Annotated in this window: 26 protein-coding genes; 11 read left to right on the plus strand and 15 right to left on the minus strand. The window is 62.4% G+C overall.

The window, feature by feature from the left end; translation table 11 throughout:
• Window positions 1-32 precede the first annotated feature (32 nt).
• The gene (locus ACX80Q_RS03240) at window positions 33-920 is read left to right on the plus strand and encodes a helix-turn-helix transcriptional regulator (RefSeq protein ID WP_459329075.1); all 888 of its coding nucleotides are present in this window, start codon (window positions 33-35) and stop codon (window positions 918-920) included.
• Between the two features lie 440 nt (window positions 921-1,360).
• On the opposite strand, the gene ACX80Q_RS03245 is transcribed toward ACX80Q_RS03240, so the two are convergent.
• On the minus strand, window positions 1,361-3,754 hold the full coding sequence (locus ACX80Q_RS03245) for a phosphoketolase family protein (protein WP_459329110.1): 2,394 nt from the start codon (window positions 3,752-3,754) through the stop codon (window positions 1,361-1,363).
• 240 nt (window positions 3,755-3,994) lie between these two features.
• On the opposite strand from ACX80Q_RS03245, the gene ACX80Q_RS03250 reads away from it, so the two are divergent.
• The 3 genes from ACX80Q_RS03250 to ACX80Q_RS03260 are packed head-to-tail and all read left to right on the plus strand — an operon-like array spanning window position 3,995 to window position 6,415.
• Window positions 3,995-4,513 carry a universal stress protein gene (locus ACX80Q_RS03250; protein ID WP_459329076.1) on the plus strand — a complete coding sequence of 173 codons (519 nt, stop codon included), beginning with the start codon at window positions 3,995-3,997 and terminating at the stop codon, window positions 4,511-4,513.
• Between the two features lie 40 nt (window positions 4,514-4,553).
• On the plus strand, window positions 4,554-5,498 hold the full coding sequence (locus tag ACX80Q_RS03255; protein ID WP_459329077.1) for a universal stress protein: 945 nt from the start codon (window positions 4,554-4,556) through the stop codon (window positions 5,496-5,498).
• 2 nt (window positions 5,499-5,500) lie between these two features.
• Window positions 5,501-6,415 carry an amino acid kinase family protein gene (locus ACX80Q_RS03260; protein WP_459329078.1) on the plus strand — a complete coding sequence of 305 codons (915 nt, stop codon included), beginning with the start codon at window positions 5,501-5,503 and terminating at the stop codon, window positions 6,413-6,415.
• Window positions 6,416-6,473: 58 nt separating this feature from the next.
• Here the strand turns inward: ACX80Q_RS03260 and ACX80Q_RS03265 are convergent, their stop codons facing one another.
• The gene (locus ACX80Q_RS03265) at window positions 6,474-6,956 is read right to left on the minus strand and encodes a pyridoxamine 5'-phosphate oxidase family protein (RefSeq protein WP_459329079.1); all 483 of its coding nucleotides are present in this window, start codon (window positions 6,954-6,956) and stop codon (window positions 6,474-6,476) included.
• A 173-nt stretch (window positions 6,957-7,129) separates the two neighbouring features.
• Between ACX80Q_RS03265 and ACX80Q_RS03270 the strand changes: the two genes are divergently transcribed.
• Entirely contained in the window at window positions 7,130-8,851 is a 1,722-nt protein-coding gene (locus ACX80Q_RS03270) for a GAF domain-containing sensor histidine kinase (RefSeq protein WP_459329080.1), read from the plus strand.
• On the opposite strand, the gene ACX80Q_RS03275 is transcribed toward ACX80Q_RS03270, so the two are convergent.
• From ACX80Q_RS03275 to ACX80Q_RS03310, 8 genes are all read right to left on the minus strand, one after another.
• Window positions 8,845-9,537, minus strand: a complete 693-nt coding sequence (locus ACX80Q_RS03275; RefSeq protein ID WP_459329081.1) for a response regulator — start codon at window positions 9,535-9,537, stop codon at window positions 8,845-8,847. The genes ACX80Q_RS03270 and ACX80Q_RS03275 overlap by 7 nt on opposite strands.
• Before the next feature lie 88 nt (window positions 9,538-9,625).
• The gene (locus tag ACX80Q_RS03280) at window positions 9,626-11,518 is read right to left on the minus strand and encodes a heavy metal translocating P-type ATPase (protein ID WP_459329082.1); all 1,893 of its coding nucleotides are present in this window, start codon (window positions 11,516-11,518) and stop codon (window positions 9,626-9,628) included.
• 125 nt (window positions 11,519-11,643) lie between these two features.
• Complete coding sequence (locus ACX80Q_RS03285) at window positions 11,644-12,114, minus strand: pyridoxamine 5'-phosphate oxidase family protein (RefSeq protein WP_459329083.1); 471 nt, start codon at window positions 12,112-12,114, stop codon at window positions 11,644-11,646.
• 57 nt (window positions 12,115-12,171) lie between these two features.
• Complete coding sequence (locus ACX80Q_RS03290) at window positions 12,172-12,426, minus strand: hypothetical protein (protein WP_459329084.1); 255 nt, start codon at window positions 12,424-12,426, stop codon at window positions 12,172-12,174.
• Window positions 12,427-12,600: 174 nt separating this feature from the next.
• On the minus strand, window positions 12,601-13,044 hold the full coding sequence (locus ACX80Q_RS03295; RefSeq protein ID WP_459329085.1) for an AarF/UbiB family protein: 444 nt from the start codon (window positions 13,042-13,044) through the stop codon (window positions 12,601-12,603).
• Complete coding sequence (locus ACX80Q_RS03300) at window positions 12,947-14,167, minus strand: DUF4389 domain-containing protein (protein ID WP_459329086.1); 1,221 nt, start codon at window positions 14,165-14,167, stop codon at window positions 12,947-12,949. Before ACX80Q_RS03300 ends, ACX80Q_RS03295 begins: the two co-directional genes overlap by 98 nt.
• 60 nt (window positions 14,168-14,227) lie before the next feature.
• Window positions 14,228-14,410 carry a hypothetical protein gene (locus ACX80Q_RS03305; protein ID WP_459329087.1) on the minus strand — a complete coding sequence of 61 codons (183 nt, stop codon included), beginning with the start codon at window positions 14,408-14,410 and terminating at the stop codon, window positions 14,228-14,230.
• Window positions 14,410-14,604: a hypothetical protein gene (locus ACX80Q_RS03310; protein WP_459329088.1), complete on the minus strand. Its 195-nt coding sequence runs from the start codon at window positions 14,602-14,604 to the stop codon at window positions 14,410-14,412. The genes ACX80Q_RS03305 and ACX80Q_RS03310 overlap by 1 nt, the downstream gene beginning before the upstream one ends.
• A gap of 32 nt (window positions 14,605-14,636) precedes the next feature.
• Here ACX80Q_RS03310 and ACX80Q_RS03315 point away from each other — a divergent pair, with 32 nt between their 5' ends.
• Window positions 14,637-16,115 (plus strand): ATP-binding protein, encoded by a 1,479-nt coding sequence (locus ACX80Q_RS03315; protein ID WP_459329089.1) that lies wholly within the window; start codon window positions 14,637-14,639, stop codon window positions 16,113-16,115.
• Here the strand turns inward: ACX80Q_RS03315 and ACX80Q_RS03320 are convergent.
• Genes ACX80Q_RS03320 through ACX80Q_RS03330 form a run of 3 tightly spaced genes read right to left on the minus strand, consistent with a single transcriptional unit; the run spans window position 16,018 to window position 18,874 of the window.
• Window positions 16,018-16,998, minus strand: a complete 981-nt coding sequence (locus ACX80Q_RS03320; protein ID WP_459329090.1) for a hypothetical protein — start codon at window positions 16,996-16,998, stop codon at window positions 16,018-16,020. The two genes, ACX80Q_RS03315 and ACX80Q_RS03320, sit on opposite strands and share 98 nt — an antisense overlap.
• Window positions 16,999-17,032: 34 nt before the next feature.
• Complete coding sequence (locus ACX80Q_RS03325; RefSeq protein ID WP_459329091.1) at window positions 17,033-18,454, minus strand: DUF2252 domain-containing protein; 1,422 nt, start codon at window positions 18,452-18,454, stop codon at window positions 17,033-17,035.
• Window positions 18,455-18,475: 21 nt separating this feature from the next.
• On the minus strand, window positions 18,476-18,874 hold the full coding sequence (locus ACX80Q_RS03330) for an SHOCT domain-containing protein (protein WP_459329092.1): 399 nt from the start codon (window positions 18,872-18,874) through the stop codon (window positions 18,476-18,478).
• 198 nt (window positions 18,875-19,072) lie between these two features.
• On the opposite strand from ACX80Q_RS03330, the gene ACX80Q_RS03335 reads away from it, so the two are divergent.
• From ACX80Q_RS03335 to ACX80Q_RS03345, 3 genes are read left to right on the plus strand one after another with little or no spacing between them, the layout of a single operon-like run.
• The gene (locus tag ACX80Q_RS03335) at window positions 19,073-19,396 is read left to right on the plus strand and encodes a hypothetical protein (protein WP_459329093.1); all 324 of its coding nucleotides are present in this window, start codon (window positions 19,073-19,075) and stop codon (window positions 19,394-19,396) included.
• Window positions 19,345-19,995, plus strand: coding sequence for an AI-2E family transporter (locus ACX80Q_RS03340; protein WP_459329094.1), 651 nt, complete (start codon window positions 19,345-19,347; stop codon window positions 19,993-19,995). Before ACX80Q_RS03335 ends, ACX80Q_RS03340 begins: the two co-directional genes overlap by 52 nt.
• On the plus strand, window positions 19,992-20,687 hold the full coding sequence (locus ACX80Q_RS03345; RefSeq protein ID WP_459329095.1) for an ion channel: 696 nt from the start codon (window positions 19,992-19,994) through the stop codon (window positions 20,685-20,687). The genes ACX80Q_RS03340 and ACX80Q_RS03345 overlap by 4 nt, the downstream gene beginning before the upstream one ends.
• 9 nt (window positions 20,688-20,696) lie before the next feature.
• Here the strand turns inward: ACX80Q_RS03345 and ACX80Q_RS03350 are convergent, their stop codons facing one another.
• Window positions 20,697-20,912: a hypothetical protein gene (locus ACX80Q_RS03350; RefSeq protein ID WP_459329096.1), complete on the minus strand. Its 216-nt coding sequence runs from the start codon at window positions 20,910-20,912 to the stop codon at window positions 20,697-20,699.
• Between the two features lie 170 nt (window positions 20,913-21,082).
• Between ACX80Q_RS03350 and ACX80Q_RS03355 the strand changes: the two genes are divergently transcribed.
• Both ACX80Q_RS03355 and ACX80Q_RS03360 read left to right on the plus strand, forming a co-directional pair.
• Entirely contained in the window at window positions 21,083-22,360 is a 1,278-nt protein-coding gene (locus ACX80Q_RS03355; RefSeq protein WP_459329097.1) for a response regulator transcription factor, read from the plus strand.
• Between the two features lie 38 nt (window positions 22,361-22,398).
• Window positions 22,399-24,021, plus strand: a complete 1,623-nt coding sequence (locus ACX80Q_RS03360) for an MFS transporter (protein WP_459329098.1) — start codon at window positions 22,399-22,401, stop codon at window positions 24,019-24,021.
• Here the strand turns inward: ACX80Q_RS03360 and mtnN are convergent.
• Window positions 24,018-24,764 (minus strand): 5'-methylthioadenosine/S-adenosylhomocysteine nucleosidase, encoded by a 747-nt coding sequence (mtnN, locus tag ACX80Q_RS03365; RefSeq protein ID WP_459329111.1) that lies wholly within the window; start codon window positions 24,762-24,764, stop codon window positions 24,018-24,020. The two genes, ACX80Q_RS03360 and mtnN, sit on opposite strands and share 4 nt — an antisense overlap.
• Window positions 24,765-24,766: the final 2 nt, after the last annotated feature.

The raw sequence follows: 24,766 nt of genomic DNA on the forward strand, positions 1-24,766 counted from the left end.
GGGACGTCCAACCGCCGCGTAAAGTTGGGTCCATGGATTCCCGTGACGAAATCAGAGAGTTCCTGTCTTCACGCCGGGCGAGGATCACCCCGGAACAGGCCAAGCTGCCGGCCTATGGCGGCAACCGGCGTGTGGCCGGGCTGCGCCGCGAGGAAGTGGCCATGCTTGCCGGGGTGAGCGTGGACTACTACACCAAGCTGGAACGCGGCAACTTTGGCAGCGTCTCCGACGGGGTACTGCATTCGCTGGCCCGGGCACTGCAACTTGACGAGGCAGAGCGTGAGCACCTGTTTCACCTGGCCACCCGCACCGCCACCATCCGGCAGGGCCACAGGCGCACACAATCGCACAACGTGCGCCAGGCTGTGCAACGCGTGCTCGACGGGCTGGCCGACGCGCCGGCCTTTGTCCGCAACAACAGCCGCGACCTGCTGGCCGCCAACACGATGGGCCGGGCCCTCTATTCTGAGCTGTATGCGGATGCCGACGTTGACGGCGCCGTCAACACTGTGAAGTATCTCTTCTTCAATCCGGGCGCCCGCATCTTCTTCCGGGACTGGGACAAGGCCGCGGCCGACATTGTTGCCAACCTGCGCACCGAAGTGGGGCGCGACCCTCACGATAGGTCCCTGCAGGACCTCGTTGGCGAACTGTCCACCAGAAGCCAGGAATTTTCCACGCTCTGGGCCGCCCACGATGTCCGGTATCACGACACCGGCGTCAAGGCCCTGCACCATCCCGTGGTGGGTGACGTGGAGCTGACCTTTGAGGTTCTGGACCTCCCGGCCGACCCAGGACAGGCCCTGATCGTCTATGGGGCGGAGCCGGGATCAGCCACGGAGGAGGCGCTGCGGCTGCTGTCCATCTGGGCGGCCACCAAGGAGCAGCAGGCTGCGGCCGCTGCTCCAGGGAAAAGCTGAGGCACACCGGCAGCCAGGAATGTACACAGAATCCGGGGAAGCAGCCAAGCAGTGCGGAGGGTGTATGTTTGACCGGCCGGAACGCTCCGCCAGGCCGCCAGTGCACTGGAGACATGCTCCGTCGATGGGAAGGTCCACCTTGAGGGAAGCGGCACCGGCCCCCTCAACCCATCAAACAAGGCGCGGACACACCACTCAATGAAACCGCTGGCCCCGAGGGTGCTGCCGATGCCGTAGCTTGCAGGGGCCAGCAGCGGCAGGATTGCTCCCACGGCACAGCCAGCCGCGGAGGCATAGGCGCCCTGCCAGGGATTGGCTTCCTCGTGCTGGCTGATGTTCAATTCACCCTCTGGGTGCTGCGACGGAAACAATGCCGTCGTTGTCGCTGGCCACCCTGCGATGTTGGTGTCCGGTTCCTGGTTGGTGCTTACGCTCTGTCCTTATCCGTGCTGTGGCGGTGTCCAGACCCAATCGCGAATCTCCGGGAGATCCTCCAGATGCTCACGAATATATGTTTCGTGGCTGGCCAGCATGGTCCGGCAGTGCTCCGCCAGTTCCTGGGCGCCGTCGCGGTGCATTCCGGCCCGGCGCAGTGCCTCCAGGACAAGGTGGTAGCGGCTCATTTTGTTCAGCACCACCATGTCAAATGGCGTTGTGGTGGTTCCTTGTTCGCTATAGCCGCGCACATGGAATCGGCCCGGATTCAAGCGTCCGTGCAGGAGCTGGTGGAACGCGCGGGCGTATCCGTGCCACGCCACGATGACCTCAGCATTTGCTGTGAACAATCGTTCAAAATCGGGATCGGAGAGGCCGTGCGGATGGACGTCCGGCGGTGGCAGGACCAAGGCGTCCATCACATTGACCACGCGAACTCTCAGCGCGGGCACATGCCGCTGGAGCAGCCAGGCGGCTGCGAGTGTCTCTTCGGTGGGGACATCACCGGCACAGGCCAGAACAATGTCCGGCCCAGCGACCTTTTCCCGGTTTTCGTTCCCGGCCCAGGCCCAGATGGATGCGCCTGCGGCCGCGTGCCTCCGCGCGTCCTGCAGATTCAGGTATTGGGGGTGAGCCTGCTTGTCCACCACCACCAGGTTGACGTAGTCGTTGCTGAGCAGGACATGTTCGGCCACGGCCAACAGGGTGTTCGAGTCTGGCGGAAGGTAGACGCGGATGACGGAACCGGACAGGGAGAGGACGGTGTCGATCAGGCCCGGGCCCTGATGGCTGAAGCCATTGTGGTCGTTGCGCCAACAGGTTGAGGTGAGCAGGATGTTCAAGCTTGGCACGGGTTGCCGCCATGTCAGGTCACGGGCGTGCTGGAGCCATTTTGCATGCTGGATGGTCATGGAAGCGCTCACCATGGCGAAAGCTTCGTAGGTAGCGAACAGGCCGTACCGCCCGCTCAGAACGTATCCCTCAAGCCAGCCTTGGCAAAGGTGCTCGGAAAGGACCTCCATGACCCGGCCATCCGGGGAGAGGTGGTCATCCCCGGCCTGGGCTGGCTCCATCAGGCACCTGTCGGTGACTTCAAAGACGGCGCCCAAGCGGTTGCTGTTGGTCTCATCGGGACTGAACAACCTGAAACGTGGATCGTGAGCCGTGTCCGTGTAAATATCCCGCAGCATCTCACCCAAGGGCCTGGTGGTTTCGTGTTTCAAGAACCCCGGCGAGGCTACATCCAAGGCGTAGTTTTCCAAGGGGCGCAAGGGAAGCGGGGCCGAATCCGGGCCACCGTTTGCCCACGGGTTTGCGCCCATGCACCGATCCGGATCGGGGGCCAGGGCGGACAATTCCGGCGCCAGCCGGCCCTGCGCGTCAAAAAGTGTTTCGGGTTTGTAGCTGCGCAGCCACGCCTCCAACTGGGCCAGGTGGGCTGGATTTTCACGAACCCCAGCCAAGGGGACCTGGTGGGAGCGGAAAGTGCCTGCCACGGCAACGCCGTCAACAGAGTCCGGGCCCGTCCACCCCTTCGGCGTCCGCAGGATAATGGCGGGCCACGCTGCGGGGGTGCTGGCACCATGTTGTCGTGACTGCTGCTGAATCTCCAGTATCCGGGCGTGCGCATTGTCCAGGGCCTGGGCCAGCATGGGGTGAACAAGTGCAGGATCACTGCCGGAGACCACCACGGGATCCCAGCCGTGTGCGCGCAACAGTCCCATGACCCGTTCGTCGGATTGTCGCCCCAGCACCGTGGGGCCGGAGATCTTGTAGCCGTTGAGGTGAAGGATGGGCAGCACGGCCCCGTCCCTGCTTGGGTTCAGGAAGGCCGGCGCCTTCCATGAGCCCTCCAAGGGGCCGGTTTCAGCTTCACCGTCGCCAACAACGCAGGCCACTATGAGTTCCGGATTGTCCATGACTACGCCGGTGGCATGCGCCAGTGAATACCCCAGCTCTCCGCCTTCGTGGATGGATCCCGGTGTTTGGGGACCCACATGGCTTGGTATGCCACCGGGAGTGGAGAACTGGCGAATCAACTGCTGCAGTCCTGCCGGGTCCTGACCAACTAGGGGATAAATTTCAGAGTAGCTCCCCTCCAGATAAAGGTTGGCAATGACTGCCGGGCCGCCGTGTCCTGGGCCAGCCACGAACAGGATTTTGGCCCTGGTGTTGCGAATGAGCCGATTCAAATGCACGTAGATCAAGGACAAACCAGGGCTGGTTCCCCAATGGCCCAGCAGCCGTGGTTTGATGTGCTCTGCCGTCAGCGGGGAGGTCAAAAGGGCATTGTCTTTGAGATAGATCTGCGCCACCGTCAAGTAGTTGGCGGCATCCCAATAGCGGTAAAGCAGCACAAATTCATTCGGTACTTGTGCGGGGTCCGGGCGGTTTTTCACGTCGGGGCTGCTGTGGGCGAGCTGGCTCTTCAAGGCGTTCACCGTGTTCTTTTGTGGTGGATCGGGCCCAAAGCACAGGCCCGCGGACGCAGGAAGCTCGCGCCCCTAGGACTTAACAGTGACACCTGCCCCGCCCGATGGTTAGGGCCTTTTGGCCCTGTGCAGGAGCAGGCGCTGGCACAGATCATGGGAGTGGTAACACTTGGCACTGAGGCACACGTGAGAAGAATGGATCAAGCCATGGAAGAAAAGACAATCCACCAGGGTTCGCGCATCGTGGTCGGTGTGGACGGATCGCCAGAGTCCGTGCTTGCCCTGAAATGGGCAAAAACGCTGGCGCAGGCACTGGATGCAACCATCACAGCCGTCTCGGCCTGGCATATGGAGACCGTTTTTGGATCGTACATAGTTCCCGATTGGGACCCCGACGAGGGTGCGCGGCAAATTCTCAAGGACGCAGTGCAGGATGCCTTTGGGGGAAACCCGCCCGAAGGATTCAGCGCGGTATGCGTTCGCGGCACACCCGCCAAAGTGTTGATGGAACACAGCAGATCGGCGCAAATGCTCATTGTGGGTTCCCGCGGACATGGCGGGTTTGCGGGGATGCTGCTGGGCTCAGTGAGCTCGGCCTGTGCGGAACACGCCACTTGTCCGGTCTTGGTGGTTCATGGAGACAGGGATGCAGTGAAGGCGCCGGTGAGTGCGGCCCATGAGAACCGCCATGATCCCGTCCCCACCGGCTCAGTCGGGACAGACTGAGCGGCGGCCGCTGCGCAAGCTAGGAATCGGGGAGACACGCATGGTGCCAAAATCGCAAATAATGGTGGGTGTGGATGGTGCACCAGCCAGCCGTGCTGCCCTCGAATGGGCAGCACGACGGGCCCAGCAACAAAAACTGCCCCTCCTGCTGGTCCACGCCGTGCCGGACTACTTGGTCTCACCGGAGCACTTTAGCTACCAGAGTGTCCGGGCGTCCCTCGAGGGCATGCTGGACAGTGAAGCCAACAGTGTGCGCGGGTTTGCCCCCGCTGTGGAGGTGCGCAGCAGCTTCCTCTTTGGCGAGCCTGCCCAAGTGTTGGCAGAACTTTCTGCTCGTTCTTCCATGGTGGTGGTCGGGACGGACAGAACGGCAGATGCTCATGGTGAGGGGTTCGGCACGCTCAATTTCCAACTTGCCAGGACAGGGCGATGCCCCGTGGCAGTCATCCCGGCACGCCGTCGCGCTGTGAATGCCGGCGTCGTGGTGGGTATTGACGGTTCCCCCGAGTCCATGGCAGCCGCGTACTTTGCCGCAGCGGAGGCTGCACGCACCCGGCAGGAACTCACAGTCATTTGTGTTTCACAGTCCCCGGCACGGTGGGTGCGTCCCAGTACCGACGGATCCTTAGAAAATCAGCAGATTGGCACGCAGGGGCGCGTGATCTTGGCAGCTGTTGTGGCTGCTGTGCGTGCCCGGCACATACAGCTCAGCGTTTTCGATCGATTCGAACAGCACGAAGTGCCGGCGCGGGTGCTCATCGAGGCAGGGAAAGGTGCCGCCATGCTCGTGGTGGGAAGTCGTGGCAGGGGAGTCACACACGGTGCGCTCATGGGCTCGGCTACGCAGGGGCTCCTTCTGGATGTGCCGTGCCCCTTGGTCATTACCCGACAGGAGTATGCAGGCGTGGCCGCCCAACAGGACAAAGACCTCGGCACAGGCCAACAAATGTTAGCGCCTGTGCAGATTTCCCCGGAAGGCTTCTAAGCATGCGCCTTGTAGTGGCTATTGGCGGTAACGCACTTCTTCGCCGGGGAGAGGTACCGGATGCTAAGACTCAGGTGGCCCGCCTAGCCTTGGCAGCTCCGGCATTGGCGGCACTTGCCGCAGAACATGAGGTGGTCATTGTTCACGGCAATGGTCCGCAGGTGGGCTTGTTGGCGATGGAGACCGGCGATGACAGTTCGCTGACTTCCCCCTACCCTCTGTGGGACTTGGTTGCTGAAAGCCAGGGACTGATTGGGTCCTGGTTGCAGGAAGCGTTGGGTCACGCGGGCCTTGCCAAGGATGTTGTTGTGCTCGTCTCGCGGACTCTTGTGGATCCCACAGATCCGCGCCTGTTGGCGCCCAGCAAGTTCGTGGGATCACTGTATGACGAGTCCCGCGCGCACGCGCTTGCGAAGAAGCATGATTGGACGTTCGCAGCGGATGGTTCCGGTTGGCGCAGGGTGGTTCCGTCACCGCTGCCCATCCGTATTCTTGAGTGCGCACAGGCAATCTCCATGCTCGACGCCGGAGCAACAGTTGTGCTGGCTGGTGGCGGTGGCGTACCTGTTGTGCCCCATGGGGCGGGCTTTCGAGGTATCGAGGCGATTGTGGACAAGGACTACGTTGCTGCCAGGGTCGCCGCAGAAGTTGGTGCGCAGATGCTGGTCATCCTAACGGACGTCCAAGGTGTCATGAGCAATTTTGGGACGCCGAGCCAAAAACTCCTCAAGACCCTGAAAGTTCAGGACATTGACGGCAACAACTACCCGGACGGGTCCATTGGGCCCAAAGTCAGGGCTGCAGCGGACTTCGTGACTGCCAGCGGTGGTCGCGCCCTCATCGGCTCCTTGGACAATCTTGAAGCAATCATGAACGGAAAAAGCGGGACTGAAATCCTTGGCCCGGCCACCACTTAATCCTAGTGGTGGCACGCCTGGCCGGTTTGACTGCCAGCCATGCGGCTCGTGCAAGGCGTTATTCGAAGGACGCACGCCGCGCATCAGACAAGGGTGTGTGCCATATGTCAGGCTTTGTGACCTTGAACCTCCGGCCGCTGAGGTTCAGGGGAAGAATTCGCATCAGGTGATTCTTGACACCGCCCTGCCATGGCTCCAGAGTGAGGGATTCCGCCTCCGCAAGCCCGGAACCAGCCCTGACCGCCATGACAGTGCCCCGCAACACAACACTCCACGCCTCCTCACTTGAGGGATCGTAGCCATCGATTTCAAAGGCAACCGGCGTGTTGCTGCTGGAGCCGTACAGTTTGGTGCCTTCGGCCGTTCGGAACACGATGGAGTCTTTGTCCACTGCGTAGTTGATGGGAAAAATGTCGGGGTGATCATCAGCCACCACGGCCAGGCGCCCAATGACCTGTCCACGGAGCAATGCCCAGCATTGGTCCCTGGACAGCGACTCTATCTGCGGTGTATCCCCTGACAGTGGAATATTAGTAGTCATGAGATCGACTCTATGCCCTCAGGATCTGTGAACGTAGGGTACAAAGTCCCCAGCATCGTTCGTCCCCGGCCCGCCGTATGCGGACCACTGGCCGGCAACGGGGGTAGCCTGTGATTAGTGGCCGGGTCTTGAGGCTTTTACTAAACGGCTGACGGTCGATCGAAGGTGGTCTGGTGCAGGATTCTGATGCGGACAGGGCGGTGCCACTGTTGCCGGCCGTTGCGGGCACCCGCATTGAGGACTTGTTGCGGGAGTTTGTGGACCGCGCGGGCGAACTGCTCTCCACCCAGGAAAGGATGCGGGGCTTGCTGGAGGCCGTGGTGTCCGTGGCTGAGGATCTTAGTCTGGATGCTGTGCTGGAGAGGGTGGTGAGATCAGCCTGCACACTTTTGGACGCTCGCTACGCTGCGCTGGGAGTCATCGGTGACGATCAGTCGCTGAGTCATTTCATTACCGTTGGCATAGATCAGGAACTCATAACCAAGATAGGTCCCTTACCCACAGGACACGGTGTTCTGGGGTTGCTGACAAGTGACCCGCACCCGCTACGGCTGCATGATTTGCACGATCACCCCGCCTCCTATGGGTTCCCGGAACACCACCCGCCCATGGTGTCCTTTCTAGGTGTCCCGGTACGAGTGAGGGGAAACGTCTTTGGGAACCTGTATCTGACTGAAAAGGCCAGCGGTGAAGACTTCACGGCCGAGGACGAGGAATTGGCCGTTGCCTTGGCGGCCGCTGCGGGGGTTGCCATTGAAAATGCCCGGTTGTTTGAAGACGCCAGACGGCGCTCAAGTTGGCTCGAAGCGTGCATGTACGTCATCGGCCGAATGATGGATGACGAACGCAACGTCACTGAAAGCAGCCTGGACATGATTGCGGCCACGGCGTTGGCCGAGTCCGATTCTGCCCTGACCATGATAGGAGTTTCTTCCGATCATGGCCCTGAGCTGTATGTGGCGGCGGCCGCCGGCGAACGGGCCCCCTTCCTTGCCGGCCGTTCCCTTGCTTTGAACTCCCCGAAGATTTTGGAGGTTTTGAGAACCGGCGTACCCACTGTCTTCGAGGACGCCACTGATCTGCTCGGTGCGCAGGACGGAACGGCGTTTGGGCCGATCATTGTCATTGCGTTGGGTCCCCAGGGCCCGAATCAGGGCTTGTTGATCCTGGCGCGCAGCCAAGGATCCGGGAGCTATTCCAAGATTGTGGTGGAGATGAGCGCCGTGTTTGGATCTCACGTCGCCTTGGCTTTGGAACTAGCCAGAACGCACAGACTCCGTGAACAAATCATGGTTTTCACGGATCGGGACCGTATTGCAAGGGACCTGCACGACGTGGTCATTCAGCGCCTCTTCGCTGCAGGGCTGAGCATTCAGAGTTTGCAGCGGTTCATTACGGATGAGACGGCGTCCCAGCGGATCAGGGCTGTCACCACAGAACTTGACGAAACCATTCGGGACTTGCGGAATACCATTTATTCGTTGCGGGTTAGCTCCGGCGAAACTGAGCTGCTGAGTGACCTGATCCTGAGGACAGTTCGCAATGCCGCCAAAACGCTCGCCTTCGCCCCCCGATTGAATTTGGCAGGCCCCATAGACTCTGCGATCTCCGAGGAAACAGCCAAGCATCTGCTAGCGGTGCTGTCCGAAGGGTTGAGCAACGCCGTTCGGCATTCCGACGCGGGGGCGATTGAAGTAGCCGTTGACGTCACAGCCGAACACGTGAGCGTCACTATTGACGACGACGGCATTGGTGTGGGAGATCTGGTTCATCGAAGCGGCCTGCGCAACATTGAACAGCGGGCCCAGATTCTGCACGGAACCTTTGACCTGAAAAGCGGGGAAAATACCGGCACACGGCTGATCTGGAGTGTGCCTGCCACCGATGATCATTGACGGAAGTCAGGGTCCTGCCAGCGTGTTTCGGTAATGAAAATGGCCGCCTGCGTGCGCCGCTCAAAACCCAGTTTTGCCAGCAGCGAGGACACATAATTCTTCACAGTCTTCTCGGCCAGAAACATTTCCCTGCCAATGTCCCGGTTGGTCAATCCGCGGCCAATGAGTTTGAGTACGCGCCCTTCCTGCGGGGTCAGGGCGGAGATCCTAGGGTCCGTCCGTTCGGGTTCGGCCAGGCCCTGAACTACTTTCGCCAAGACGTCGGGGTTGAAAAGCGTTTCACCTTTGGCGGTTCGGCGCAGGGACGAAAGTAGATCTGTGCCGTCAATTTCCTTGAGCACATAGCCGGAGGCTCCAGCCAGCACGGCGCCACGCAGGGCCTGCTCGTCGTCGTAGCTGGTGAGAATCAAGCATTGCAGGGTTGGATCCACCGACCGAACATCACGGCAGACCTCTATGCCCGTGCCATCGGGGAGGCGCGCATCCAACACCGAAACGTCAGGATGGAGGGCGGGGATGCGTCTGGTTGCTTCCAGTGCGGAGCCGGTGGAGCCAATGACATCAAAGCCCTCACCTTCGAGCAGTTCCTTGAGTCCCCGCCTAACAAGTTCGTGATCGTCGAGGATAAAAACGGTGATCGGTGCCGTGCCGGTCTTTTGCGGGTCGGAGGCAACTAGTCCATCCATCGTCGTCGTTTCCCTCCGTAGCTGTTCAGCCAGTTTGTCTTACTCACCATTGGCCAGCAAGGGCACAAAGTCCTCAGGGCGGGCCGAGTCATTTCTGGGCCAGTTGGCGAGGGGGACTGTGCTGCACCTTAGCGCGCCCGCGGGCGGACGAACGCTCACCCCATTTGAGTGCTCGCAATGCGTTGAAAATGGTGGCTAGATCCACCAATTCCTGGCTCAGGGCGCCAGCAACGGCGGGGATCAACCCGGCAGCCGCGAACAGCATTAAACCAAGACTCAACAGTATTCCGATCCAGATGCTCTGTACTGCGATCCGAACCGTATCCTTGCCAATGCGGACGGCGCTGGCCACCTTTGAGAGGTCGTCCACCATGATGACAACATGGGCGGATTCGCTGGCTGCGGTGGCCCCCTTGGCGCCCATGGCAACACCCACATCGGCTGCAGCCAACACGGGGGCGTCATTGATGCCGTCCCCCACCATCATGACAGGCCGTTGGAGAATGCCCCGCACTATCGTGACTTTATCTGCCGGACGGCAGCCGGCACGGACCTGCGAGATTCCCGCCTGGCGGGCGATGTGCTCCGCCGTCGATGCGGCATCACCTGTGACCATCAAAGTATGGGCAACACCCAAGGTGCGCAGTCGGGCAAGTGTTTCAACAGCGTTGTCCCGCAGCGGATCACTCATGATCAGTGCGCCCACGTAGCGAGAATCAGCTCCCACATAGACCGCTAGCTGGCCGCCGGTTAATTCCGGCTCCGGGACCAAGCCGGTGTTTTGGGCGACAAAGGAGCGCTTGCCCACCACCACCCAGTGTTCCCCGACAAGGGCAGAGACTCCGTCGGTTGCATGTTCAGCAGCCTCCTTGGGGCGCGAGAGCGTCAGTCCGTGATCCAGTGCCGCACTGACCACCGACGAGGCCAGGACATGCGATGAGTACTGTTCGGCAGACGCAGCCAGGAACAGTAGCTCTTCGGCGTTGGGATAGCCTGCACCGTTGGTGCTGACCCTTACTTCCTCCAGCGTTGGACGGCCCTGCGTGAGGGTTCCGGTCTTGTCGAAGACAACCGTAGCCACTTTGGCGAGTTGTTCAAGAGTGCCGCCACTTTTGACGATGATTCCATTCCGCGCAGACCTGCTCATGCCACCCAAGAAGGCCACAGGCGCCGCAATGAGCAGCGGGCATGGCGTGGCAACCACCAGCACCTCTGCGAAACGCAGAGCATCTCCGCTAAGAAGCCAGGCAACACCTGCTATCACCAAGGACATCAGCGTAAACGGCACGGCATAGCGGTCTGCCAGGCGGACCACTGGCGCACGGCTGCTGGCCGCGCCCTGCACCAGCGCCACAATGCGGCTGTATTGAGAATCGTCAGCCGTTGCGGTGGCTTCGATCCGGACAGCCACCGGCCCGTTCACGGAACCGCTCAGGACGCCATCGCCCTGACCCAGTTCCACCGGCAGGCTCTCGCCGGTAATGGCCGATTCATCAAAGGACGCCGCGGTTGACAACAGGTGACCGTCGACGGGAACCACTTCGGCGGGCCTGATCAGCAAGACGTCCCCCACCACCACCTCAGTGACGGCAATTTCTTCCAGGTCGCCGCCAGTGCGTTCGCGATGCGCAGACTGAGGGGCGCGGTCCAGCAGCGCGGTCAGTTCCGCTTGAGCTCTGCCGGACGCGTACTTCTCCAAGGCTGTTCCACCGGAGAGCATGAGTACCACGATGAGCGCTGCGAGGTACTCTCCCACCACAATCGTGCTGACGATTGCTGTCACGGCCAGCAGGTCAACACCCCAGCGGCCATGCGCCATGTCACGGATCATGGCTGCGCCTCGTGAAATCGCGGCGCAGCCTGCAAACACACTGGCCAGCAATTGTGCGACTCCGCCCTGGCCCACGCCCAGCAAAATCAGCACCACGCACCCCACTGCAAGGGTGGCTGTGATCATGAGGTGGGTGCGAATGAAGGTCATGGTCACTTTCCGGTTCAGGTGTCGAACACTGATTTCATGGACGGCTTACGGGAGAAGGCTCAAGGACCTGCCCCCGTGGCGTCCTCGTATTTGTGCGGAGCGCCTGCCCTTGAGGTTCGGAACCGTCATTCGGGAGCGGTATGGGGGGCTGTGGCCTGGGCGCTCCACCACTGCGCGGGATCGGCCACAGTGAATCTTCGGCCCGTGATCGACGTTGGGGCAATCCGAATGAACGTGTCCTTGTGTCCTGATTGCCAGGGGAAGAGCATGATCGAAAAACTGGCCAGGACATCCTCCGTTGAGTCGATGCGAACTGCACTGCCCTTGGCCACAACGCTCCAGGCGACGCCGCTGCCCGGGTCGACGCCGTCGGCCTCAAAGGCCACGGGCGTTTCACCGAGGGCCGCCTCCAGTTTGGTCCCGAGACCCGTGCGGAACACCAGCGTTCCGTGGTCCACCGCGTAGTTTATGGGGAAGATGTCGGGATGGTCAGTGACCCAGACCGCCAGTCTCCCCACGGAAACGCCACGAAGCAACGCCCAGCATTCGTGGGCATCTAGTTCCTCGACGGGGGCACTGGCTGGTTTGTTCGTCATGGTCTGAGCCTAGGCTGGCGGGTGCTGTGTCAATAGAGTCCAAAGACCCGCTATTGGCTAGGAGCTCGCCACGAGTGGCAGGAAGCAGGGCAGGCCCGCCCAACGCCGTGACGACGCCAACACCGCCAGCGTGTTTTGCCATGCCTTGAGCCGGTCCCTCTCGGCTGCCGTCAGTTCGCCAGTTCCTCGAACACATGCTGCGACGAGCATCCCTGCAATGCGACAATCTCCGATGCGTTCGGCGCGCGTCACCAAGGGCACCAATTCTCCTGAGCGCAGTTGAACCTCCACGCCGTCATCCAGTAGATCCAACAGCTTTCGGAGCTTTGTCCTGCTGTCATGAAGACCATTGTGGTCACCATGGCTATTTCACTGGACAGCTGAAGAGGGTGATTGCGCAGAATGCCTTGCCGCAGCAGGCCACGATCTGTGGTGGGTCGGTTGAGCGAGGGCTCCACCAGTGCCCTGGCGGTGCGGGCGGGGTCGTCAACGCTGAATGCCAGCACTAGTTTCCCCGGGTGGGAATCTGCAAGGAAAGAAGCCGGCCTCAACGATCATCTTGATCGCGGCTTTGGCTGCCACATCAGCCAGGCGGGTCCGCTCGAAGGCAGGCATGGCGAGAACGTCGCCGTCGTCGATCTTCAGGCCAAAGATTCTTTCGATGGTCAGCAGCCGGGAGGTGGTGGTGGACCAGAAAATTCTCGGCACGTGGATGCTGGGGTGGTTGGCAAAATTGCTCGCAAACCGTTCAGCGTAGCATCCCCCTTGCAGGTAATCGAGTTCGGCCCTAAGTGTTATGGCGAACTCGGTGGCACTAGCCTCAAGGCTGTAGTCAGCCACCGCCACCCAATTCCGGCTTGCCTGGTGGGCCAGGTTTTGAAGGATTTCCAGATCTTCCTGAACGTGGACAACCACCCCCGGCCGGCTCATCAGGGCCCTGATCCAAGCGGAACGGCGGGTACTCATCCCTCAGCAGGAGGGTATAGCTGGCCACTCGATAGATCCATCGGTTGATTCCCATGATGAGATCGAAGAGTTGTCGTTGATAGTGCCCCGTGAATAGGAGCCCGACGGCGGCAATGAGCACCAGAATGCCGAGCAGGGAGAACCCCACCGCACGGCCGTAGCCCGATTGCCAATCACCGCCCTGTCCCCACACGGACCACCCTGCACTGGTCAATAGGGCTACTACCAGCAGGTGGGGGAGTATCAAGAGCCACCACTTGACCAGCACGAGTCCACGGGAAAGCTGAGCGGGATAGTCAACCTCGAAGTCGGCGGGATACTCGGTGGCGGCAAGGGTGAACGGTGGGTACTTGTCTGTGGCCAACGCCGAGTAGGCGTAGAACGCCACCCGCCAGTTCCATCGCAGGACTCCGACATTGAAGTTGAACAGCGCACGCGGGTAGCGGCCGGTGAACAGGATGGCGAAGCCGGCAAGGATTGTGGTGATGACTACGGCGCACCACAGGAAAAACAAGACGATCATGTGCGGCAAGGCCAGAAGCCATTTGACCAGCCACAGACCCCGAGATAGCTGCGGGTCAAGCTGCCCGGTCAGTCTCGCTGGATAGCCTTGCGCGTAGGCAAGCCCCGAGGGGGGCGCACCGCTGCCCGTGACCGGATGGCCAGGCACCGGCCGCGGGGACGACGGGACCCGCCTGCCCAGGCCCACGGCACCCACAGCGATCAAGCCGGCCCCGATCATCAGGGCTGCCACCCCGCCCATCAACAAGGCAGGTGCGATCGCGCCAAACAACTCGGCGAGCAACCCGGCAGCCATGTTGACGGTGACACCCGGGTTGGCATCGGCGTTCATGACCACCATGACCCAATCACCACTGCGCAGGTCCATGGTGACTTCCTGGGTACCGGTTCCGGACGCTTGCACAGTCCAGAAACTCTGCTCCCCGGGCAGCTCGGGTGCCACCTGGCCGGGAACATCGCTGTAGCTCACCCGGAACGGCTGGGTTTCAACGCCGGTGATGACTGTGGTGTGCACACCCCTGAGATAGCTGTCCACCGCCGCCTTGGGGCCAATAGCAATGAACACCTCACCCCCGGGCGCAGCTGACGCAGCACTCAGCCGGATGCTGCCACGGCCGAGGGGAATTTACTCGACCCCAAGCTGGGCCGGGGGAGAGGAGAGCGCATACGAGGTGGTGGTGAATTCACGCCTCTGTGTAGTGAAGTAGCCCTCCGAGCCCTGCTGTGAACTCACCACAGCCGAAGCCACGCCAGCGGTAACCCCGCCGGCCCCCAGCAATGCCAGCAAGGTGCCCAGTACCGGCGCCACTAGAGGCTAAGGTCACCGCTGGCGGGGCTGCTCACGAAAGGTGCCGGAATCCTCCCGCCACCATCAGCACCATAGTCAGGGCGCAGCCGGCCGCCGTCGTGGTTGTGCACCTCATGAAAGGCCATGCCCTGCGGCCCAGGAATCAGCAATTCACTTCCAACTCGGGTGAATCTGTAGTCAACAACGCCACTCACGGCTATTCTTTCGTTCAGGATGCAGCATCCAGATGGATACGAGAACGGAAAAACTGACCATGGCCGTTGAAGACTCACCCACGCTTGAGGACGCCCACGCCGTATCGATGGACGGCCGGCGCTTTCAATTCACGGCACCGGGCGCATCTGCCCTGGAGCCGGGAACCTTTGTCACACTGCGCAACGGAGCGGATGCGGTGCAGCTGGGCCAGGTGGATGAGGCAGCGTTTTCCATGGGCAGCAGCCTGCGTGGTGCGGGGCGGATTCTTGGTTCCATAGCAGTGGATGGTTCATTGGATGTCCGCGGCTCCTTCCGTTTTTCCAGTGCTGCCATTGAGCCTGCGGACGCGGAAACGGTGGAGCTCCTGTACGGTGGCCAGGCCGGCTCGCTGGTGATCGGGCGATACCTGGCCGCCAGCGACATCCCGGCCCGCCTGCTCCCGCACCGCTTCAACCGGCACACGTTCTGGTGCGGGCAGAGCGGTTCAGGCAAGACCTACGCCCTGGGTGTGGTGTTGGAACAGATTCTGATTCACACGGGCCTGCCCATGGTGATATTCGATCCTAATGCCGACTTTGTCCGCCTGCGCGAACCCAGTGACGCAGGTGCGCAGCCGCACGTCCTTGCCGGCCACAACATTCGGATTCTCCGCCCGGGAACGTCGGAGCGGGATTCGCTGCATGTTCGTTTCACCGCATTGTCCCTGCAGTCCAAGGGCGCAGTTCTCCGGCTGCATCCCATCCAGGACCGTGCCGAATACAACGAGCTCATCCACTTGGAACAAAGCGTGGGCGTCCTTGGCCCCGATGAGATTGTGCCCAAGCTACGCGAACGCGAAACCGCTGCAGCGCACGCCCTGGCGGCACGGATCGAAAACCTAAAGGTGACGGACTGGGACGTGTGGGCAGGAGATTTCAGTGCTGTCACCGAGATCGTTCAGTCACGCCCGGACGCAACAGTGCTTGATCTTGGTGGCTTCAGCTACCCCGACGAACCCTTGGTGGTGGCGTTGGCCGTCTTGGAGGATCTGTGGGCCAAGCGTGAACAGCGCCGGCCCATCCTGATAGTGATCGATGAGGCCCACAACTTGTGCTCCGCCGAGCAGGACAGCCCGCTCAATGCGGCTGTTCGGGAGAGGATCATCCAGATCGCCGCCGAAGGCCGCAAATTTGGTTTGTGGCTTCTGCTCTCCACTCAGCGGCCCTCCCGCATCCACCCCAGCATCATCTCCCAGTGCGACAACTTGGCGCTGATGAAGATGACCTCACCCCTGGACCTTGACGAGCTGGCCAGGCTGTTCGGCTTTGTCCCGGCAGCGATGCTGGCCCGGTCGCCCGGGTTCCGTCAGGGCGAAGCACTGTTCGCCGGTGGTTTTGTGCCGGCACCAACCATCGTCACGATGGGCGCCCGGCTCACCAGTGAGGGCGGCGCCGACGTGAAAGTGCCGGGCCGGCCAACCATCCCGCAACCGCCATCACTAGTGCCAACACCAGTACCGTCACGGCAGTAGATTTCATGCCCTGTGTTGCCGCGTCAAACACAGTCAAGGTCACGTCTGCAAGAGGGTGGGCCGGAGCGAGGGACTCGATGGCCAGGCGCCGCCCAAGGGCGATGGCAGCCATGAGAACCACCATGCCCAGGGCCAGGGCGGCAGCGGCCCAGATCAGGGCCAGCGCCGCGCGCCGCGCGAGCAGGACACCCGCGGCAAGAAATACTAGGGCCACCCAGGGCAGCCACACCCCCGCGGCCACGGCGATGCCGTAGATCAATTGCAGGGTGGGCACCGAGTCGTTGCGGGCCAGAACCAGGGTGTGGTCAACGGCAGGAATCTGCGCCGCAAAGCCCCAACCCTGCCCTGCCAGCGCCGCCTTGGCGCCTTCGATGATGGGGCCCAGGGCAATACCGATGGCGCCGTCGGAGCCCGCCGAGACAACCGCCTGGGGATCGTTGCGGAGCGTGGCGACGAGTTGCGAGTGGCTCAGGCGCAAGGACTGGCGCCACAGTTGGGCGAAGGAGTCGGACTCCACGAAAGTGTCCACTGATGAGCGAAGCAGTGACTTGATGCCCTGCGCTGCGGGCCCCTTCAACGATTCAAGCGCCCGGGTTGCGGCTGGCCCCGTCCCCAACCCGATGATGCCATCCACAGCATCGGAGGTGAGCGAGGCAATGTCCACATTGGCGGTGATGACAGTGGAGGTCTGCTCGGCCACCAGGGCTTGGACCCCGGCGTCCTTGGCGAGTGGGCCAAACATGGCCACGAAGGCATCAGTGGTGGTCAGCTGGGCCCCCGCCCACGACGCCACGACGGCGACCGGGGCAAGCAAGGCGCCGATGACGATGAGTGCGCCCGCCAGCACCGGCCAGCCCCGGCTGCTGTGGTGTGTTGCTGCCACGGAAACCCCTTTCATGGCCCAAAATGCGCGGCGGCTATGGGATCACTGCCGCGATGAGTTGCCCGCGCGCCACGGCATCGCTGAACGCTGCAAAGTCGAGCTCATTTTGATCGGCATAGGCCACGGCAAACCGGGCAACGGCCTTATCGAATCGATCGCTCGTGCCCAGGTAGGCGGCAATCGCCACGCGGTCGCCCGTGCGGGCGTGCGCCCGGGCCAGGGTTTCGCCACACAGCTGCGCATACATCATGGCGGCCGAGACTGGCATCCGCTCAACATCGGCTGAGCCTTTCCAATCGTGAAGTTGGCGAACGTAGTAGTCGCGCAACTGCCCGTCGAACGACTCAACCCTCTGCCAGCCCAAGAATATGTCACTTGCGGCCTGCATCAGGCGTTGTCCCCGCACCACCCGTTCGCCGTGGTTCTGGTACTGGCTTGCGGGCAGGTAACGTTCCAGCACGGAGGCCTCGGCCTGCTTGGCCTGCAGGAGGAGGGGATCGTGGTTGTCGCGGCCGCGGAGCAGCATGACCCAGGCTCGGGTGCCCACGCTGCCAACGCCCACAACCTTGCGGGCCATGTCAACAAACGTGAAATCCCGCAGCGGATGGTTCGTGTGGGGCAAGGTTGTCTGATAGGACTCCAAGAGCTCCCGCATGGTCTCCACGGTTTCCTCGCGGGCCCTGTCTGCCGGGGCCAGCTGGGCCAGGGGGACCAGCAGCGGAGGATCCGCTTTGATGCGCAGCTCACCGCTGACAACTTCCACCAGTTTCCCAAAAGCCCGCACGCTGTCCCGGGTGCGGGCCTTGGCAATCACGCCCTCCGTACGCTTGAGAACCCTCTTCGTGGCACGTTTTGCCCTATATTCCTCGCGAAGCCATTCGGTGGCCTGGTCGGCCTCAACCCGGTCATACCAGGCTGTCATCACGGGGGCCTGTGCTGCCGCCCGCATCCGTTCCCGGTAACTACGCACCACAGCACGGTTGATCTTCCGCCGCGTGGAGCCGAGGTAGCCGCGGTGGCGGCCCATCACTTCAAAGCTGGCCGTGAGCCGTTTGACATCCCATTCCCACGGCCCGGGAAGTGTCTCGTCAAAGTCGTTGATGTCGAAAATGAGGTGGCGCTCGGGGCTGGCAAAGAGCCCAAAATTGGAAAGATGGGCATCCCCGCACAGTTGCACGGTGATTGAGGAGTCTGGGGTCCCCGCCAGGTCCATTGCCATGACGGCTGCAGCGCCGCGAAAAAAGGAGAAGGGCGAGGCCAGCATGCGTGCATGCCGGATGGGAACCAGCTCCGGCACCCGGGTAGCTGCCTGCTCGCTGAGAATGGTAACGGGATCGGTGCGCCCGGCCGCTGGCGCCCAGGCCGCGTGCTGTAGCCGGGGCGAGCGCCGTCGGGCCGCACGCCCCAGCTCTGCACGCGCCTGGAAGGCGCCGAACGGTGCTTCCTTGGCAGCCATGCCGGATATGTCCATTCCCGGCTATGTCCGGGCCGGCTGATGAACGCCCAGCATGGCACGGGCCTTGAGATCGGCGAACTCGGCGCCGCTGATGGTGCCGGCGTCCAGCAGGGCCTTGGCCTTGGCAATCTCGTCCGCGGGCGAACCCCCGGCAACGTTGCGCAGATAAGACTCAGTCTCGGAAAGGGACCGCTGCACCTGGCTGGATTGACGCTGGCTCATCCCCTGCCCGCGAGCCACCAGATAGACCAGCGCCGTGAGGATGGGGAAGAAGAGCAACGCCACAATCCAGGCGGCCCGCACCCAGCCGTTGAGGCTGCGGTCGCGGAACAGGTCGCCCAGAATCCAGAACAGAACCATCAAGTAGGAAATGAAGACGTAGCTCCAGAAGAAAAAACCGAGAATGTCCCAGAAGTTCATGCCTGTGGCCCTTTCGCATCAGTGCGCCCGCGGCTTGGGCAGATGGCACGAATGTACAGCCGCACCGGCCCTTCCGGCATCACCCTCGGGGGATGACGTGCGCGGGCATCCTGATCCCTAGGATGCCAGTAACCGAGACAACCGCCGCGCCTCAGGGCGGCCGTGGCTTGCTAGTGCCAGAAAATGGGGTGGATGTTCATGCCGCGACTGCAGGGAACTCTTCCTAGGGGAGTTGTGGTGCCCCAGGGGCTGGCCACGGGGGCCGTGATCGGGGCGGTCTTCGCCCTCCTGGCCGGGTTCGCCGTGACTGTCATCATTGCCGTGGCACAGTTCATCGAGATGTCCCCTCAGTACGCCAGCCAGTTTGGGCAGATTGGCCGGAGCATCACAGCCTGGCTCGGTTCGGTAGGGATTGGCCAGGCGCAGGCCGCTGCCCTGCTGAGCTCCATTGAGCGCACAACATTATTGCCGTGCTCTCAGGTGCCGTGGGCGGCGCTTTCAGCCTCTCCGGCATGGCGGTGATGGTCTTCACCATGATGATCCTCATGTCCGCCGACGCCGTTTACGATCCCACTATCCTGGGCCAAGTGGACGCCAAACAACCCCACTTGGTGGCGGCCCTGGCCCAGTATACGGCGGATGTGCGCCGCTACATGGGGGTGCCGGCCGCGCTGCTGTGGGGGCTGCTGGCGTTCCTGTGCAGCTTCATCCCCAACGCTGGCTACTTTTTCGCCATCATCCCACCGCTCGTCTTCGGTTTCCTGGTGGGCGGCTGGCCCACACTGATAGCCGTCATCGTCATCTACGGCCTGATCAACGCGGTGGTGCAATCGATCATCCAGCCGCGGGTGGTTGGCCAGGCGGTTTCGCTGAGCCAGACCGTCACCTTCTTCTCCGTGCCATTTTGGGCCGTGGTGATCGGGCCCATCGGGGCGATCCTGGCCATACCGTTGACCCTGTTGTGCAAGGCCGTCCTGATCGATGCCGACGACAAAGCCAGGTTTTGGCGTCCGGCACTGGGTGCTACGGGGGAGACCAGAAGCATCAAGAAACGTGACGACCTGCACTCTCAGCGCACCCGGCGTGACGGGCCTGCGCCCCAGGCGGAAAGCGATTCATGACGGCGGCCGGAGCAGCGCAAGGCCCGGCCGGCCGGGCTGTGGGCGGGCGCAAGTCCATTCTGAGGTCCGGATACTGGCTGGTGTTGGTCCTGATTGCCGTCTCCTACGCCTTCTGCGCACGCCAAGACACCCCTGACCCCAGTTCGGTGGCGTTGCTGGTTCAGCTGGCCACGGTGGCCGTGACGCTGTGGGTTGCCGAGGTGAAGCTGGTACATCGCCGGGCCGGCTGGGCAGTGGTGCTGGCGGCCGGTGCGGCGGTGTTGGTGGTGACGGTGCTCGGGACCAAGGGGCACCTGCTGGATGTGCTGCTGTCTGCCGCCTCCGTAGTGGCCTATCTGGTGGCACCCATCGCGATCATCTCGCATGAAGCTCGTAAGGCCCGGGTGGACGCCCAGGTCCTGCTGGCCTCGATCGCCGCCTACATCATGGTGGGCATGTTCTTCACGTTCATCTACAACTTCATTGCTTTGGTGTCTTCGGAGCCAACCTTCAGCAATGGTGGCCCGGACTCCCTGACCAGCCAGCTGTTCTTCTCCTTCACCACCCTGACGACCACCGGATACGGCGACATGGTGCCTGCAGGCGCCACAGTGCAAAGCATCGCCATTGCTGAGGCCATGGCGGGCCAGCTCTTCCTGGTGATAGCCGTTGCGGGCGTAGTATCCGTCTGGCGCCCGTCCGCCAAGGGCTGAGCGTGCACGCTACGGTGGGGGAGGGACAGGGTTGACGGAGACCAGTTCAATGTTCAGGTTTCCAAAGAGCAACAGAATGCCCCGCAGCTTGGCTTGATCCGGCACGGAACCCAGCAGGTGCGTCAGCCCATTCTCACAGCGGCTAACCCGGAAACCGTCGATGAGCGCAACCACGGGCGCGCTGATGGAACCCTTGATGACTATTTCGAAGCTGCTAGTGCCCATGGTTGAGCCCTCCAAGGTTTCCCATCATCATCGCCCAGCCTGCCACGCCCGTCATCACCCGGGGAAGGTGAAGAACGCTCCCGGCTTCGTGCACCGGAGCCCTGCCACGGCGCCGCTATTGCCCCCGGGCATGCCCGGTGACACACTATTCGTGGAATGGGGAGAAATTTATGATCACTGCTTCGGAGCGGCTCGGTGTGAGGCACCTGGTTGACCGGCCAGCATTGTGCACCGCACTCGATGCGGCGCTGGAACGCCGCCTGACACTGATGGTGGCCCCGGCCGGTGCCGGAAAGTCCACCCTCTTGCAGCAATGGTCCGCAGCCACCAGTGACCGTGCCACCTTTGCGTTTCTTGACGTGGAGGCAGCCGATGACAACCCCGCGCACTTCACGCGCCGCTTGCACGCTGCCCTGGCTGCTGCCCAGCAAATAGCTGGCCAAGGCGCCGCGGGCCGTGTGGTCATCGTCATTGACAACGCGCAGCGTTTCACCAATGTGCGCCTTGTTGGTGAGCTGGCAGGGTTGTTGGAGCGGACGCTGCCGAACACGCACCTCGTCCTCTCCTCACGATCGGACCCGCCCATCGCGCTGAGCAAATACCGCCTGAGCGGGCAACTTCTGGAACTGAGGGCGGACGCACTGGCCTTCAATGAGGCGCAGGCCGCGGAGTTGTTGGAGAAAATTATGGGCCGTCCCCTGAGCGCCGCCAACGTTGCCGCCTTGTGCAGGAGAACCGAGGGGTGGGCGGCCGGACTGCAATTGGCGGGCCTGAATCTGCGCGGGGCGCGTGATGCGGATGCGTTCGTGGCCCAGTTTGGCGGCAGCGACCGGCTCGTGGCCGACTATCTCAGCGAGGAGGTGCTGGCGGCCCTGCCCGCCGGCCAACGCCGCCTCCTCCTGCAAATGTCTGCTCTAGAGGACATGTGCGCCGGTCTTGTGGAGGCTGTGACCGGATACGAAAACGCCCAACTGGTCCTGGAACAGCTGCTTCACGACTCCATGTTCCTGATTGAGTTGGACACGCGCCGGGAATGGTTCCGCTTTCACCACCTTTTCCGTGAGCTGCTGCGTTCACGGCTGCGCGCCGAGACCAGGGGTGCCGAACACCGCATCCTACGCCTGGCGGCCGATTGGTACACGGCAGCGGGACCGGACCTATCCGGCGTCGAACACCCTAAGCGGTTCCAAACAAGCGGCGGGGCCCAGGTCTCAGCCCCCAGCCGTGGCGATTTCAGCACGCACACCCCACTCCTGGAACCGCTCACCAGCCGCGAGCTGGAGATCTTGAGGTACCTGCCCACCCGGCTCAGCAACGAGGAACTTGCCGCCCATTGTTTCATCTCGGTGAACACCATCAAGACCCACATGGTCCACATTTACCGCAAGCTTGACGCGGCCAATCGCGACGCCGCCATTGACAGGGCCCGGTCCCTGGGGCTGCTCTAGTGGCTGGGACGGCTCTGAAGGAAACGGGGAACCCTGGAATGAAAAAGTGGCGCGTTGTCATCATTTTGGCGTGTGCACAGTTCGTGATGGTGCTCGATGGCACCGTCATGAACGTGTCCATCTCCACTGTGGTGGCCGATCTTGACACCACAGTGGCCGCGATGCAGGCTGCCATCACCTTCTACACCCTCACCATGGCCTCGGCGATGCTGCTGGGCGCCAAACTTGGTGACATCTGGGGCCGGCGCAGGGCATTCGTCCTTGGCTCATGCATCTATGCTGCCGGCTCACTCATCACAGCGCTGAGCCCCAACGTGCAGATGCTGTTTCTGGGCTGGTCAATTGTTGAGGGGCTGGGGGCCGTGCTGGTGATACCGGCCATCGCCGCCCTGGTGGCGGACAACTATCAAGGGCATGCGCGCATCACGGCCTACGCCATCATTGGCGCCGTGTCTGGGGCGGCTGTGGCGGCCGGGCCGCTTATTGGCGGATTCGTCACCACCTACTTCAGTTGGCGCTACGTGTTTGTCGCCGAGGTGCTCATCATGGCGGCCGTGGTTCTTTCTGCGCGGCTAATCACCGACACCACCGCCCGGCAGGCTGTGCGGGTGGACGTGCCCAGTGTCCTCCTGTCCGCCGCCGGCCTGGTGTTTGTGGTGTTCGGCATGCTGCAGAGCAAGACGTGGGGATGGATCACCCCGCTGGCAACTCCGGAGGTGGGCGGGGTGCCGATTGCGCCGCTTGGCGTTTCGCTGACGGCATGGCTCATGCTGGTTGGTGGCACGCTGATCTACGTCTTTGTCAGGCGGCAGCTCCTTCTGGTCAGCCGTGGCGACTCGCCGCTGGTTCACGTTGAACTGCTCTCGATCAAGCAGCTGCGCAGCGGACTCTCCGTGCTGGGGGCGCAATATTCAGTGACGGCCGGGCTGTTCTTCATGGTGCCGGTCTACCTGCAAATGACACTAGGCCTTGACGCCCTGGAGACCGGGATGAAGATCTTCCCGCTCTCCATTTCACTCATTCTTTTCTCAATGGCCGGAACCAGTTTGTCCCGGGTGTGGTCGCCCCGGCGCATCGTGAGAGTGGGCCAGCTGGTGCTGGTTGTCAGTGCCGCTGTTCTGTTGGGATCGGCGACGGCGGATTTGCGGAGCGGGATCTTCGCGGCCGGGATGTTTTTGGCCGGCACCGGGCTGGGACTGCTGGCCTCCCAGCTGGGCAACGTCAACATGTCCAGCGTCTCGGAGCGGGAGACCAGTGAGGTGGGTGGGCTGCAGGGCGTCTGCCAAAATTTGGGCTCCTCGCTGGGGACAGCGCTGATCGGTTCCATGCTGATTGGCGCCCTGGCCACCTCATTCACGGCCGGTGTTGCCAGCAGCGAGCTGTCACAGACCACCAAACACCTTGTCAGCCAGGAGACCCAGGGCGGCATCACCATTGTGCCGGCGGCCAGCGTGGCCCAGATTGCCGTCAAAGCCGGGCTCGATGCCGGTGACGCCGCCACACTGAGCACCATCTACCGCGATTCGCAGCTGTCCTCGCTCCGTGTTGCGTTCTTTGGCCTGATAGTCATTTCCTTGCTGGCACTGTTCTTCTCCCGCGGAATCCCGGCAGACGTTGCCCGGATACCGCGAGGGAGGGCCGCCAAGGAGCGGAAGAGCTAGGCAGCCCTCCGGGGTGCACCAGCTGCGAACCAGGCAGCAATGACGGCCGTGGTAATCTCGGCTGAGCGCTCGGCGGCGTCGTCCACGTGCGTCAGGAAATCGGCGTCGGACGCCGGGCCGCACAGATCGGAGATGCCCCGGATGGCCAGGAATGGCGCATTGAAAACATGGCAGGTCTGGGCGATGGCGGAGGATTCCATGTCAGTGGAGAGAACGTGCTCAAACAGGGCCTTGAGCACGGCGGAGCGCTCGTGGCCCACAAAGGAGTAACTGGACACCATGAGCCCGTGGTGAACAGTCTCCACCAAACCGCCCGCGGCCGTATTTAGGGTTGTAGCGTCCAGCAGGAACGCCGGCACCGGGTACGACTGAGGCATGCCCGGGACCTGCCCCAACTCATACCCAAAGGCGCGGGCGTCGGCGTCGGCGTTGATGATGGTGGTGCCAATCACCACGTGGCCCACCCGCACGGAATCGCCCAACCCACCGGCACTGCCGGCGCTGATGACCAGGGGTTGGGGTGCGCCGGGCTGATCCTTGTTGGCCAGCAACAACGCGGAGGTTGCGGCTCCCGCGGCGTTGACCAGGCCTATGCCGCCCTGAACAAGGAGCGCCAAGTGGCCGTTGATGACGGCCGTGTGATGGATGGCATTGCCCACCCGCACGGGCTCAGCAACGGAGCTGGCACGCTCTAGGAACGGGGTGATTTCCTCTTCCATGGCCGCAATGATGACTACTTCCACGT

This window comes from Arthrobacter sp. HLT1-20 (assembly GCF_054510895.1).